Origin of the sequence: Proteiniphilum sp., from assembly GCF_040307845.1 — a bacterium.
Lineage (GTDB): Bacteria > Bacteroidota > Bacteroidia > Bacteroidales > Dysgonomonadaceae > Proteiniphilum.
On the sequence record NZ_JAWRIS010000065.1, the window covers coordinates 44,491 to 57,956 of the forward strand.

Here is a 13,466-nt window from a genome sequence, read left to right on the forward strand (position 1 = left end):
AGCTTGTATTTCTAATCGGTTGTTTCTGAAATTTTTATTGCTTTGAGGGCGAGATACAATTCTTCCTGGATACGCTCTCTGATACTCAGCGTGGATTGGCGGTTGGGTGTCCGGGAAGGATTTACCCTGTTGGATAGGAAAATATAGGTCATGTTGTTGACAGGATCGATCCAGAAACATGTGCCGGTGAAGCCCGTGTGGCCATATACCTCAATGGGTGTGCCCGGGCTGGTCGGACTTAATCTGCTGTTAGCCGGATCGGGTTTGTCGAACCCCAGACCACGCCGACTGACACTGCTTTTAGTAGTGGTAAAGAGCCTTACCGTCTCCTCACTCAGGTAACGCTCTCCTCCATATTCTCCTCCGTTGAGCCACATCTGATAAAGTTTGGCCAGGTCATTGGCGTTGGAAAAAAGACCTGCATTCCCGGATATTCCACCGAAGAGGGCGGCACCTTCATCGTGTACATAACCCCGTACGTGCTGCTTACGGAAAAAGGGATCATCCTCCGTGGCGGGAATCCTTTCAATGGATGTCTGCTTCAATGGCTGAAAGGTGGTGGTAGATGCGCCCAACTTATGGTAGAAGTTTTGTTTCACGTAAGTGTCGAGGTCAGTCCCTGAAACAGACTCCACTGCTTCCTTCAACAGCATGAAATTAAGGCAACTATACCGGTAACTCCCTTTCCGTTTTAGTTCTGTATCGATGACCTCCTTCAACAGCTTGTCATGCATCTTGTCACTTGCATATAGCCCTTTTGCCACAGGGAGATGAAATTGTTCCGATTCACGTGTGGAAATTAACTCCGGAAGGAACTTGTAGTCGGTACGACCCCACGCACCCGCGTAACGAACGTGGTATACAGATGATTGTTTGCCGAACAGCGAACCTGAGTAGCTGTTCTCATCAATGGCGGCGGTGTAATAGGGGATAAAAGCGACTATCCCTGTTTCGTGCAGCAGTAGGGAACGTATGGTGAGGTTTGCCTTGTTGCTTCCTTTGGTCTCCGGAACAAATTTGCTGAGTGGATCCTGAAGGCGTATTTTTTTCTCGTCATACAATTTCATGACGGCAGGAAGTGTGGCGGTTGTCTTGGTAACCGAAGCCAGATCGTAAACGGTCTCGTCTGTCACCTCCGGGCTTTCTTCATAATCGAATTTGCCGAATTCCCTTTCATAGATAACCACCCCATCTTTTGCCACTAAAATCTGACATCCGGGGTAAGCCCGTTGCCTGATTCCTTCCAATGCAATACTTTCTATCTCGTTGAATCTGTCTGAAGCCAAGCCTACTTCTTCGGGCATGGAATAGCTGAGACGGCTCTTACTTGTGTCGAAGCCTGTACCTTCTTTCATTATTCCGGTAGATACCGGGAGTTTTCCACTTATGCCAATTCCCCCGAAAACAGCCTGCGCAGCGCTCATCTGTGCGAAGTCGGTGGCATCGTAAGCCATGATAACAGCTGTTGCGTTATTGACTGAAGCCTGAAAATTATCTATTCTGTAAGGAGAGGTGAAAAATGTGAGTATAGTTTTTTGCTCTTTTGTCAGTTGCAGTAGCGCTTCAGCATCTGCGGCATTATTTGAATGGAGGGAGATAATAACCAGATCATATTCTTTCAATCTCCTTATTTCGGCCAGGGCTGCTACGGATTGAGCACTGAAGGTGGTTACAGGAGCATATTTCTTCAGATACTTGTGAAACGTGTTACCGGTACCGGCACCTATAGATACTGCGGCGATCTTGGTTGCATCGAGTTTCTTTACCGGAATCAACTCTGTCTCATTTTTAAGAAGGGTAGTGGCACCGTCGTAGATTTTTTTTTGTACCCACTCTGCAGAAGGAGTATTCACGCGGTTGTGGATGGTGGATATGTTGATGGGAGTGAATTTGTTTGCCCCGAGTATATATTTATAGGAAAGTATCTTCCGCACTTTTTCTTCAAGGAGCGAAGTGGAAATTGTACCGTTTTCAACAGCTTTCTTCACCGAGGCGATTTCCTTACCCTGGTTTACAACTCCCAGTATGATGTCGTTTCCAGCCAATAGTGCTTTTACACTGGCTTCGGGCTGATCCGAAACACCTTTCATGGCCATGGCATCAGTGAAAGTGAGGCCGGTAAAACCCATCTCCTGTTTCAGAAGCTGTACTCCCACTCCGTAGGACAGTGATGCCGGCATCCCTTTTGTCTGTAATGCCGGCACGTTCAGATGACCTGTCATCATTCCCGATAATCCGGCATTGACATATTCCCGGAAGGGATAAAGTTCTATCTGTTCCAATCGTTCGCGATTATGTGCGATGGTCGGCAATGTCTTGTGTGAGTCCTCCGAAGTATCCCCATGGCCGGGGAAGTGTTTGGCTACCGACATCACGCCGTTTTCTTCCAATCCTTTCGCATAGGCAATCCCTTTCTTTGCCACGTTGACCGGATTCTCCCCGAAGGAACGAGTGCCGATAATGGGATTTTTGGGATTGCTGTGTACGTCGAGCGAGGGGGCAAAATTAATATGGATGCCCATCTCCTTGCATTGGCGCGCCACTTCCTGACCATAGAGTTTTACGATCTCTTCATCCTGTATCGCGCCGATGACTAAGTTTCGTGGATATTTCGGAGCGTCTGTCAGCCGCATGGACAATCCCCACTCACCGTCGAGAGAGATCAAAAGCGGAATATCGGCAAGCTGTTGGGCATAATTGGTAATATCAGCCTGCTGCGCCAGTGTGCCTTTTGAGAATAGTAATCCGCCTACTTTCTGGTTGCGGATATATCCCGATATCCGGGTCTTCCATCCGCTGTTTGGCTCCACTATAGGCATAAAGAGTTGACCTACCTTTTCGTCGAGGGTCATTTTAGTATATACCGAATCCACCCATCTGCCCATAGCCTGTTTATCGGCCTGCTCATACAAGGAGGTCGTTACCTGTGCCGATAGAAGTACCGGACATATAATAGAAATGAATAAAAATAATATTTTCTTCATCATTTGTATCTTCATATCACTCTTCTCTGAAAAACGAAAAATTAAAAGTGAAAAACTAAAAACTTAGAAGTCTGAAGTTAAGAAGTTGAGAAATGGAGAATATCTACTTTCGCACTTTCCCACCTTTCCACCTAATCACCTGTTCACTTTCTCCAGTTCCACATCAATCCTCCCCACATAGACTCCGCGTCCGTTGGTCTGGTAGATCATCACCTCTTGGTTATCGGGATTTTCCCTTATCTCGGGTTCTTTCATGTAGGTATGACTGTGTCCTCCGATGATCAAATCGATATTGCGGGTTGATTCGGCCAGTGACAGGTCCTGTTGGTAGCCCAGATGGGAGAGGCAGATCACCATATCGCATTTATGTTGTGAACGGAGTTGCTCCGCCAATTCATTGGCTGTCTTCACCGGATCAAGAAATTTCATTCCCTTGTAATTGTCGGCGGCAATCAATCCCTGTGGCTGCACGCAGATGCCGATGACGCCGATCCGTATGCCATCCCTTTTCAGGATAATATAGGGTTTGACGAGTCCCGATAAAACTGTTTCAGAAAAGTCGTAGTTGCTGGTAATAATGGGGAAGTCGGCTTTACGGATCACTTCTGCGAGTACTTCCAGCCCGTAATCGAACTCATGATTCCCCAACGTACCGGCATCGTACTTCATCAGGTTCATTGCTTTCACCTCTACGTCCCCTTTAAAGAGATTGAAATAGGGTGTACCCTGCAAAAAATCCCCGGCATCGAAAAGGAGCACATTCTTATTCTCTTTCCTGACGTTGTCCACATAAGATGCCCGTCGTACCACTCCTCCTTTGCCGGGAGCTGTCCTGTCGGTTTCAGGCAGAGGTTCAATGCGGCTATGGGTATCGTTGGTGTGAAGAATGACCATCTTCTTTTGTGAGAATGCCGGAAAGGAAAGAAACAGCGAGAGGCAGAGTATGATGAGGTTGTTTGTTGAATACATTTTTTTTAGAGTGAAAAGTGAAAAATTAAAAGTGAAAAACTTTTATCGCGCGAAGCGCACTATCATGAGAAGCATCTATTTTTATCGTGCGAAACATATTATCGAATAACAATACGTTCATCGAGTTGGGAGTCAATTTCTTCTCCGCGCCGGGTTTGCTCCTTTACCCAGTCGATCATCACATCACGCAATGTGACGCCGGTGTTGATACTGCTGACAGCATCGCGGAAGGCGCTCATGTTGTCGTTCCCTTCTGCCAGATAGTCGAGAGTGACGATATGATAAATTTTATCCTTGTCAATGGTTTTTCCATCAATAGTGACACTTTTTACTTTTTTGTCGTCGATGATCAGTTTCACATTAGAAGAGATACCCGCCCCACCTATACGCGCATAAGCGTCGAACATCTTTTTCAGGTCATTTCCTTTCAACTCCAGAAAAGTGATGGTATTATCGAACGAGTATATCTCATAGAGGTTGCCGACAGTTATATCACCAGCAGGTAGGGTGGCTCGATGTCCGTGGACATTCATCACGCCTATGTCTGCACCATCCGGTAGCTGTTCGTCCCCATAAGACTTCATGACATCCGACGTGAGATTGGTCAGTAGGCTTTCAGGTCTTTTATAATCCATAAATTGGGCCGACCTGCCGATCACTACATTCATCTCCTGGTCGAGTTCCGTTTTATAGGATTGAACGAGCGCCTCCATCTGTTGGTGAGGTTGCGTGTCGAATGCAGAGTTCATCTCTACAATTGTGCCCGACATTTTGGTGATCCTGTATTGTTGGTTACAAGATAGGAACAGGACAGTCATGCAGGCAATCCATATCGTTTTTAATCGCATGTTATTATTTTTATTGTGTAAAACAGTTCAAAAGTACATTTTTTTACCTTGTGTGCCAAGACGTGGCACAAAAAATAAATATTAAAATGCGTTTTGTGCGGGAGATTAAAGAAAATTATCTACCTTTGCATCCGCTTTGCGTAATCTCTGTCGGCAACAGGCCGTTATATTGCGTTTTAAAGGGTTAATTATTAACATAAAGCTTTGATAAAATGGATTTAATAAAGATCGCGGAAGAGGCTTTCGCGAGAGAAAAAAAGGAATTTCCCAAATTCAAGAGCGGTGACACGATCACAGTGGCTTACCGTATTGCTGAAGGGAACAAAGAGCGTATACAGCAGTATCGCGGTGTGGTGATCAAGATCGCCGGTCATGGTGACGCCAAGCGTTTTACCGTAAGGAAGATGTCTGATAACATTGGTGTGGAACGTATCTTCCCGATGAATTCTCCTTTCATTGATAATATCGTACTCAACAGCGAAGGTAAAGTACGCAGGGCCAAACTGTATTACCTGCGCAAACTGCGTGGAAAAGCTGCCCGTATCAAGAAAAAAGTCTATTAATGACTTGCAGGATAAAAAGATATATGAACTCCGGATTTATTCGGAGTTTTTTTATATATTTACACTGCATTCTATAAACAGTAACCCGCAGCATGTTATTCAAAACAGAAGGTATAGTACTCGGCACGACTTCCTACAGCGATACTTACTCTATCGCCCATCTTTTTACACGTGATTTTGGGAGGGTCTCCTATCTTTTGCCCATGTCACACGGAAAAAAAACGAAAATCAGGAGCTCGCTTTTTTTCCCTTTGTCGGTATTACACCTGGAGGTGGAACATATGCCGTTGCGTGATGTGCAGAGATTGAAGGAGGTGGAGAGGCAATTTCCGTTATACGAACTATGTACCAACATTACTAAGGTGTCCCTTGCTTTTTTTATCTCGGAATTTTTATCGGTCGTACTCCGTGAATCAGACAAAAATGAATTGACTTTCGGTTATCTGAAAAATTCGATAGAGACATTAGAAGTCGCGGAGAAGGGTTTGGCTAATTTCCATCTGGCTCTTATGATAGGGTTAACCCGATTTTTGGGAATCTATCCCAACACTGAATTTAGTGGTGACCGCTCCTATTTTGATCTTCAGCATGGTGAGTTCGTGGTAAGTGAACCGTTGCACGCCTATTACCTAAAGAGGAACGAGAGCGCCTACCTGCGCGATCTTAATCGCATCAACTACGGCAATATGCACCTTTTTAAACTCTCACGGAATAACCGTAATGAGATTGTTGACCAATTACTGGATTATTACCGCCTGCATATCTATAATTTCCCGCCGCTGAAATCGTTGGAAGTCCTGAGGGAGTTGGGATAATAAAGAACTAAGAGTGAAAAGTGGAAAATTAAAAATTAGAAATGGAGATTCAAGATTAGAGTCAAGTATCCAATTCCATCCAAATTAGTGATTGTAATTAGTGAATTGGTAATTAAAATTATTTATATGCCTGAAAAACGATCAATCTCCCTTCCGGTTCAATACTGAAAGAATCTCCCAATGACTCATTCAATGTCCCTTGCCACCAGTTTGTCAATATTCTTCCGTCGACCTCATACTTAAGGTTGTGCGTGGTGAGTTCTTTGGGGTCGATGGCGAAAATAGAAACCTGTTCTCCCTTGTAGCTCCTGAACTCCGTTTGGGTGTCAATGGAAGTAAAGATACCCCAATCGGTGACCATCATAACCTCCGCAATTTCTATATAGTCGGCCAACAGTGATATATTCCCAAGGGTATGATCTTCCCGTTTTCCGGTTCCTCCTATGATGATAATCTGTTGTTTTCCGTTTTCCACACAATACAGGACAGATTTCGTGAGGTCATTTGTCTCCTGGTCGGGGTTCGGATGGATGATACCGGCAAAACGGATCCTGTTCTCTTCCGAGATGGAATCACAGTCGCCTACAATGGCATCCGGCATTCCGCCGCGGGCAATGAAGTCATTGGCGGCGCCGTCGCAACAGACAATATACTCCGCCTCCCGGATATAGGAGAGAGGAACCGGGTGTTTTGGATATCGCCCATTGGCAATGATGACCGCAGTGCTGGCGGACTTACTTCTATTCATCTTTTATATCTTTGGTTCTATACTCTTATCAAATGAAATTATCGCAAAGGTATAAAAGAAGGATCAATGAAAGATGCCCATAGGGATAAATTCCACAGTTGCTTAATATAAAATCCGTTACAGTCTCTCCAGTCTCTGCTCCAACTGAATCGATTTTGGAAATAAAATATTGTTTTCCAGATGGATGTGGCGATGTAAATCTTCTTCAAATTCTTTCAGCAGGCTGAGTGTCACCCTATAGGTATTACAAGCATCTTCGGGCGGAGTATAATTCCCTGTCAATTCACTGATTCTCCTGAAGCGCTCACCTTCTGCGGTATGTTCCTGTTCCATTTGGGTGATGTAGGCAGCGGCTGATCCTAATCCGGTCTGTGGCCTTTTACCATCGGATAATTGGGCTCTTACCAAGAGACGGATATAGGGAAACAGCATCAATTCCTCTTTTTTCATGTGTGCTGAGAGATCTGCCGCCGAGTCGAAGAAGAGTTGCTCCACTTCGGTCAATTCGGGGTGGTTATCGCTGTGAACCCTTACCACTTTTTGAAGGAAAGGTGTGATTTCCGGAATCTTTTTCTCCACATAGCGGTGGTGCGTTTTCTCTATGTAATCGGTCAGCAGGTCGAGTGGGAAAGCATTGACGTTGATATCTCCCGCTGCCTTTTCGTTGATTACTTCGGAGAGTTCACCGATCAACCGGTTTTCATCGATTTGTTTTTTACGGCAGGCGTCGGCTATTGTTCTGTTTCCATTGCAGCAGAAATCTATATTGTATTTTTTGAATATCGAGGCAGCTTTGTAGTTTTCTGCCACAAGTTTGCCTATAATACTTTGACTGTTTATATCCATAATAATAAATTTTAGGGAGCTTTCCCCGACTCCAGGTAGAGGGTCGGGGAAGATGCTCCGGATGTGAATAATTATTGCTTTTTTTTCTTGATCGTTAATGTATATACGAACCAGAACAGGGCAAGGGTGCCTATCGCAAAGATAGTGTCGCCTAAAATACGCAACCATTTGAAAGTGCTCACCAATGGTTGCTGCATGAATTCAGCGGAGCGGGCAAACCACATACCCTCCTTGACACTGGCGACGGTCTGCATCAATCCGACAGGCAGCAGGCTCAATACTACCATCAGGAACAGCCCGATATTGAGAGTCCAGAATGTGAATGAAATCAGTTTGTTATTCCATTTTTGTTTGCGGTACATACTGCGCAATACGAACAGGATAAGCCCGATACCCAGCATGCCATACACCCCGAAGAGTGCTGCATGGCCATGTACCGGTGTGGTGTTCAATCCCTGCATATAATAGAGGGCGATGGGAGGGTTGATGATAAATCCGAAGATTCCGGCTCCCAGGAAATTCCAGAAGGATACCGAAAGCAGGAAGTATATAGGCCATTTGTAATCCGCCAGCCATTCGGTGGCTTTACTCATCCGGTAGTTGTGATAGGCTTCGAATCCAATCAATACCAGCGGAACCACTTCGAGGGCGCTAAAAGTAGCTCCCAGTGCCATAACAGCCGTCGGTGTCCCGGTGAAGTACAGATGATGGAAAGTACCCAGAATGCCGCCTGTCAGGAAAATCACCGTGGCAAAGAGCACGTTGTTGGTCGCCGATTTAATGCCCAGCAATCCCATGCGTGTAAAGAGGAAGGCGGCTACCACGGTAGCAAATACCTCGAAGAATCCTTCTACCCAGAGGTGTACTACCCACCAGCGCCAATATTCGGCTACCGCCAGGTTGGTAGTCCTTCCCCACATTAGTCCCGCTCCATAGAATAACGCTATGGCGGCACAAGAAATCAGGAACAGGATGAGTAATCCCCTTTCGGATGTTCCTTTCTTGATGATAGGCAGGATAGGGCGGATCATCAATGTGAGCCAGAGAAATAGTCCCACCACCAGCAGTATTTGCCAGAAACGTCCCAGGTCCACATACTCATATCCCTGATGGCCGAACCAGAAGTTATTCACGAGGTCGAGTCGCTGCATAACCCCAAACCATTGCCCGATCATGGAGCCTGCCACCACAATGAGCAGCGCGATAAAAAGCAGATTGACTCCCAGCTTCTGGAATTTGGGATCCTTTCCGTTCAACGAGGGCGCAATATACAATCCGGTAGCCAGCCATGCCGTGGCTATCCAGAAGATGGCCAGCTGGATATGCCAGGTGCGCGTGATGGAGTAGGGTATAAATTTGGCTATATCGATACCGTAAAACGCATCTCCTTCCACTCCGTAATGGGCGGTGATTACACCCAACAGTACCTGGGCAAGAATCAGCAGGTTCACAATCCAGAAGTATTTCTTTACTGCCCACATCGATGGGGTGATGTGCTGGTTCATCAACGGGTCTTCCCTCGGTTTCAGGGTTTCCTCCTGACGGCTGCGTGCCTGTACGAAAATCATGATGCCAATCCCTAAAAGCAGCATGACGATACTGAATCCCGTCCAAAGTACCAGGTCGCTGGTCGGCACATTGCCTATCTGTGTGTCCGGGGGCCAGTTGTGCGTATAGGTCACATCCGAGCCGGGGCGTTCAGTGACACATGCCCAGGATGCCCAAAAGAAAAACTTCGCCATTTTATCCATCCTCTCTTCCGATTTAATACTGTTTTTTGCGATGGCGTAATCGGAACGTAATTTGTCCAGTGCCGGATCATCCATGAAGAGTCCCGCATAATGTTGTTTGTTATGTAGGAATGCCTCATACCGTTCGTTGAAAATAGTGAGCGTTTTGGTTGCTGCATCGTAGGTGTTCTTCCTGAGAAACTGCTGCAACCTTGACTCTAACGATGCCTTGTCGGCCGGAGCCAATGCGTCGAACGGTTTCCCGTAATCGGCTTGTGACCATTTATTCAGGAGATACTGCGCTTCCCGGTGCAGATAATCGGCAGTCCAGTCGGGTGCGACATAGGCACCATGCCCCCAGACGGTACCGATCTCCTGCCCTCCAATGCTTTGCCAGATATTCTGGCCGTCTTTGATGTCATTACCCGTAAATAATAACTCCCCCGACTCGTTAACGACTTGTCCGGGTACCGGCGGAGCCTGCTGGTAGATTTGAGTGCCGTAAAATATTAATACGGTAAACGAAATACCCACCACCAATGCAAATGCAATCCATAATTTTTTCTGTGACATACTGAATATTTTTTAGGTTAGACTTTATGATATGATGCGGATTGATCGTATAAAATGAATGCCTATCATGAATAAACAGACGACCTTGACCACTTCTGTTCCTACATAATAAAAATGGAGAGGTGAGGATGGCACATCCAATCCCTGTTGATAGAGCGGAATACGAGCGTCGAGTGCAGGTAATAGCCAAAGTGTTTGGGTGAGAAGTATCAATAGTGCGGCCAGGAACAGTATACGGGGTAGGTTCATTCCTATTCCCCGATGAAGCAGGAACAAATCTATAGCTATGAGAATGGCGAATACCCATTCTACTTTGTTTAGCGCTTTAAATATCAGACTGCCGATACCAAGTCCTAAAGGCAAAGTCACTCCGGGTGCCCTGAATTTTAACCATGCCTCCATAAAGCTGATCGCACAAACAAATCCTATCCAAAGAAAAACTGAGGGAAGCGCTAACAGGTAGAATTGAATTTCTTTTGTTTGCATCTCTTTTTAATTTTGATCGTGATTTAAATCTGTATCTGACTGTGTATGACGTAGTAATATGTCTAAAGTCGTTTTCAAGCAGACACCTGTTTTATTTACGACAAAATTGTCGTAAATTATCGTAAAAAATTATCGTTTCAGCAGAGTTTCCTTGTTTTTTATTCCCACTGCCAGTTCATAAGCGGTGGTTTCCTTCAACACATCCCTCATCGTTCTCCTGATCTCTTCCACAGAGTGGTGCATGGGGCAGGGACGTTTTTCATCGCACTGGTCCAATCCCAGCGCACAACCTTCAAAGAAAGCATTCCCATCGATAGCCCTGACGATATCGGCCATTGTGATATAATGCAGGTTTTCGCGCTTGATTTCAAAACCCCCATTCGGACCTGTATAGGACTCTACAATACCGTTTTTTGACAATAATCCCAGTACCTTCCCTGTAAAGGCTTCGGGAGAACCGGTATTCTGTACAATATCGCCGATTTTCACTCTATTCTCCTTTAACGATTGAGAAGCGATATAAAGGGTAGCCCTTATTCCATATTCACAAGCTTTCGAAAACATCCAATCTATTTTTGCCAAAGATAGTGAAAGCTGAGAGAAATCGTGAGAGTTTATTCTCAAAAGATTTCCGAAGCGCATCCTATCTTATCTAAAGATAATGAAAGCCGAGAGAAAAGATAAGCTTGCTTATACTTTTCCGGGGCGCATCTTATTTTCTCCAAAGATATATATTATTTTTAATTCCCGATAAAAATATCGTAAATATTTTTTATGTCTTGGTTCAGGGCTCTTGGTTCTCTGTTCTCAGTTTTTAGTTTTTAGTTCTTCACTCTAAAAGTCTTTATTCCTTATTCTTTACTCTTTGTTCTAAAAAAAGTCTTTACCCTCTTCCTGTCAAATATTTAATAAAACATAAAAGAACTGCTTTTCCAAACAATAGGATTGAAAAACTGTTCTTATGTAGAATTGTTCTAACTATTTAAGGATACACTAAGAAATATTATATCGTAAAGTAATAGCTGTTATGGCCAAAACAAAATCAAAAAAAAGCGAATTAACAAAAGAAAAAATGTTGCACATGCATCGGTTGATGCTTGATATCCGTAATTTCGACAATAAAGTAAACCGGCTTGTGAAAAAGGGGAAAATACCCGGCATGACGCACTTCTCCGTCGGGGAGGAAGCTGCCAATGTGGGAGCTATCGGTGCGATAAGGAAAGGATTCGATATGATCACATCCAATCACCGTGGACATGGGCAGAGTATCGCCCTGGAGATAGATCTCAACGGTATGATGGCCGAGATCATGGGAAAAGCCACCGGAACCTGTAAAGGCAAGGGAGGATCGATGCATATAGCCGATCTCGATGGTGGAAACCTGGGTGCGAACGGAATTGTAGGCGGTGGAATGGGTATGGCTATTGGTGCCGCACTCACCCAGAAGATGAAAAAGACAGGAAAAATCATTCTCTGCTGTTTCGGCGATGGGGCCGTTAACGAAGGTACTTTCCATGAAACATTGAATATGGCTTCTATCTGGAAGTTACCCGTGATTTTCTACTCCATTAATAATATGTATGGGATCAGCACGCCCATCAAGAGTGTAATCAATATCGATTACAATTATCAACGAGCATCCGCTTATGGTGTTCCCGGACACTTTATTGAAGATGGCAATGACTTGCTTGCCGTTTACAATAAATTCGAGGAGGTGGTGCAATATGTACGTGATGGTAACGGTCCGGTGTTGGTAGAAGCGATTACCTATCGTTGGCTGGGACATTCAACGTCTGACCCCGGGAAATACCGTACCAAGGAAGAGGTGGATGAATGGAAGAAAAAAGATCCTATCGAACGATTTAAAGGATACCTTATTGAAAATAAGATAGCTACCGCATCAGAGATAGAAGCGATTGAGAAAGCCTCTGAAGATGCAGTAGAAGAATCTGTGAAGTTTGCGTTAAGCAGTCCTGAACCGACACTGGAATCGGCATTCGAGGATATCTTTGCGGATTAAAATATTTGGCTTTGCCGTTATACAGTAGTTATTCGCTTCGCTGTTATTCAATTTTATTGTTATTCAGCTTCGCTGTTATTCGCACTTCGTGCGTTATTCATGCTTCGCACGTAGCTCAATAACAACTGAACAACAATTGAATAACAACCGAATAACAACTGAACAACAATTGAATAACAATCGAATAACAATTGAATAAAAAACAGATGGAAAATAATACAAAGCTCATGTCTGTCCGCGATGCCATTATCATGGCTATGTCGGAAGAGATGCGTCGTGATGAGAACGTATTCCTGATGGGAGAAGATGTAGGGATTTTCGGAGGTGACTTCGGTACCTCGGTCGGTATGCTCGAAGAATTCGGCAAAGAACGTGTGCGCGACACCCCTATTTCAGAAAATGCTATTTCCGGGGCGGCCATAGGTGCTGCCATGACAGGGATGCGTCCCATTGTGGATGTCACTTTTATGGACTTCATTGTCTATATGATGGATAATATTGTGAATCAGGCAGCCAAAACAAGGTATATGTACGGAGGAAAAGGACAGATACCGGTGGTATTCCGTGCAGCCGCTGGAGGAGGCGTTGGTTCGGCCGCGCAACACTCGCAGTCGCTCGAAGCATGGTTTACACATATCCCCGGTCTCAAAGTGATTGCCCCGGGAACACCCGCTGATGTGAAAGGATTATTAAAAGCGGCTGTTCGCGACAATAACCCGGTAATCTTCCTCGAGTACAAAGCTCAATATAATATGAAGGGTGAGGTACCGCTTGATCCGGAGTTTGTATTGCCTATCGGGAAAGCCGATATCAAAAAAGAAGGAAAAGATGTCACCGTCATCACCTATGGACGTATGCTGGAGCGTGTGATGCAGGCTGCGAAC

At 45.0% G+C, this 13,466-nt stretch carries 12 protein-coding genes; 4 read left to right on the forward strand and 8 right to left on the reverse strand.

Translation table 11 applies throughout. The features are described 5' to 3' along the window. Nucleotides 1–11: 11 nt before the first annotated feature. From ABV001_RS17200 to ABV001_RS17210, 3 genes are all read right to left on the reverse strand, one after another. The gene (locus ABV001_RS17200) at nucleotides 12–2,984 is read right to left on the reverse strand and encodes a serine hydrolase domain-containing protein (protein ID WP_352423951.1); all 2,973 of its coding nucleotides are present in this window, start codon (nucleotides 2,982–2,984) and stop codon (nucleotides 12–14) included. Nucleotides 2,985–3,119: 135 nt separating this feature from the next. Beyond that, nucleotides 3,120–3,953, reverse strand: a complete 834-nt coding sequence (locus ABV001_RS17205; RefSeq protein WP_352423941.1) for a bifunctional metallophosphatase/5'-nucleotidase — start codon at nucleotides 3,951–3,953, stop codon at nucleotides 3,120–3,122. A 98-nt stretch (nucleotides 3,954–4,051) separates the two neighbouring features. Next, nucleotides 4,052–4,801 carry a 5'-nucleotidase C-terminal domain-containing protein gene (locus tag ABV001_RS17210; protein ID WP_352423942.1) on the reverse strand — a complete coding sequence of 250 codons (750 nt, stop codon included), beginning with the start codon at nucleotides 4,799–4,801 and terminating at the stop codon, nucleotides 4,052–4,054. Nucleotides 4,802–5,013: 212 nt separating this feature from the next. On the opposite strand from ABV001_RS17210, the gene rplS reads away from it, so the two are divergent. Both rplS and recO read left to right on the forward strand, forming a co-directional pair. After that, on the forward strand, nucleotides 5,014–5,364 hold the full coding sequence (gene rplS, locus ABV001_RS17215) for a 50S ribosomal protein L19 (protein ID WP_352423943.1): 351 nt from the start codon (nucleotides 5,014–5,016) through the stop codon (nucleotides 5,362–5,364). A 92-nt stretch (nucleotides 5,365–5,456) separates the two neighbouring features. Beyond that, on the forward strand, nucleotides 5,457–6,179 hold the full coding sequence (gene recO / locus ABV001_RS17220) for a DNA repair protein RecO (protein ID WP_352423944.1): 723 nt from the start codon (nucleotides 5,457–5,459) through the stop codon (nucleotides 6,177–6,179). Between the two features lie 118 nt (nucleotides 6,180–6,297). Here the strand turns inward: recO and ABV001_RS17225 are convergent, their stop codons facing one another. The 5 genes from ABV001_RS17225 to ABV001_RS17245 all read right to left on the reverse strand — a co-directional run bounded on the left by ABV001_RS17225 (nucleotide 6,298) and on the right by ABV001_RS17245 (nucleotide 11,126). Beyond that, nucleotides 6,298–6,927, reverse strand: a complete 630-nt coding sequence (locus tag ABV001_RS17225) for a thiamine diphosphokinase (protein ID WP_352423945.1) — start codon at nucleotides 6,925–6,927, stop codon at nucleotides 6,298–6,300. A gap of 117 nt (nucleotides 6,928–7,044) precedes the next feature. Beyond that, on the reverse strand, nucleotides 7,045–7,773 hold the full coding sequence (gene ric, locus ABV001_RS17230; RefSeq protein WP_352423946.1) for an iron-sulfur cluster repair di-iron protein: 729 nt from the start codon (nucleotides 7,771–7,773) through the stop codon (nucleotides 7,045–7,047). 71 nt (nucleotides 7,774–7,844) lie between these two features. Next, complete coding sequence (locus ABV001_RS17235) at nucleotides 7,845–10,076, reverse strand: nitric-oxide reductase large subunit (RefSeq protein ID WP_352423947.1); 2,232 nt, start codon at nucleotides 10,074–10,076, stop codon at nucleotides 7,845–7,847. Nucleotides 10,077–10,100: 24 nt separating this feature from the next. Further along, the gene (locus tag ABV001_RS17240) at nucleotides 10,101–10,562 is read right to left on the reverse strand and encodes a hypothetical protein (RefSeq protein WP_294081024.1); all 462 of its coding nucleotides are present in this window, start codon (nucleotides 10,560–10,562) and stop codon (nucleotides 10,101–10,103) included. 129 nt (nucleotides 10,563–10,691) lie between these two features. Next, entirely contained in the window at nucleotides 10,692–11,126 is a 435-nt protein-coding gene (locus ABV001_RS17245) for an RrF2 family transcriptional regulator (protein ID WP_352423948.1), read from the reverse strand. A 463-nt stretch (nucleotides 11,127–11,589) separates the two neighbouring features. Here ABV001_RS17245 and ABV001_RS17250 point away from each other — a divergent pair, with 463 nt between their 5' ends. Both ABV001_RS17250 and ABV001_RS17255 read left to right on the forward strand, forming a co-directional pair. After that, a complete protein-coding gene (locus ABV001_RS17250) occupies nucleotides 11,590–12,582 on the forward strand; it encodes a thiamine pyrophosphate-dependent dehydrogenase E1 component subunit alpha (protein ID WP_294081029.1) in 993 nt (330 codons plus the stop codon). A gap of 206 nt (nucleotides 12,583–12,788) precedes the next feature. Next, a partial coding sequence (locus ABV001_RS17255) for an alpha-ketoacid dehydrogenase subunit beta (protein ID WP_352423949.1) occupies nucleotides 12,789–13,466 on the forward strand: 678 nt, incomplete at its 3' end.

Excerpts from the sequence above, each read along its gene's own strand:
- ABV001_RS17205 (WP_352423941.1), bottom strand. The coding sequence starts at position 3,953 with ATGTATTCAACAAACAACCTCATCATACTCTGCCTCTCGCTGTTTCTT.
- recO (WP_352423944.1), top strand. The coding sequence starts at position 5,457 with ATGTTATTCAAAACAGAAGGTATAGTACTCGGCACGACTTCCTACAGC.
- ABV001_RS17235 (WP_352423947.1), bottom strand. The coding sequence starts at position 10,076 with ATGTCACAGAAAAAATTATGGATTGCATTTGCATTGGTGGTGGGTATT.
- ABV001_RS17225 (WP_352423945.1), bottom strand. The coding sequence starts at position 6,927 with ATGAATAGAAGTAAGTCCGCCAGCACTGCGGTCATCATTGCCAATGGG.
- ABV001_RS17210 (WP_352423942.1), bottom strand. The coding sequence starts at position 4,801 with ATGCGATTAAAAACGATATGGATTGCCTGCATGACTGTCCTGTTCCTA.
- rplS (WP_352423943.1), top strand. The coding sequence starts at position 5,014 with ATGGATTTAATAAAGATCGCGGAAGAGGCTTTCGCGAGAGAAAAAAAG.
- ABV001_RS17250 (WP_294081029.1), top strand. The coding sequence starts at position 11,590 with ATGGCCAAAACAAAATCAAAAAAAAGCGAATTAACAAAAGAAAAAATG.
- ABV001_RS17240 (WP_294081024.1), bottom strand. The coding sequence starts at position 10,562 with ATGCAAACAAAAGAAATTCAATTCTACCTGTTAGCGCTTCCCTCAGTT.
- ABV001_RS17200 (WP_352423951.1), bottom strand. The coding sequence starts at position 2,984 with ATGAAGAAAATATTATTTTTATTCATTTCTATTATATGTCCGGTACTT.
- ABV001_RS17245 (WP_352423948.1), bottom strand. The coding sequence starts at position 11,126 with ATGTTTTCGAAAGCTTGTGAATATGGAATAAGGGCTACCCTTTATATC.
- ric (WP_352423946.1), bottom strand. The coding sequence starts at position 7,773 with ATGGATATAAACAGTCAAAGTATTATAGGCAAACTTGTGGCAGAAAAC.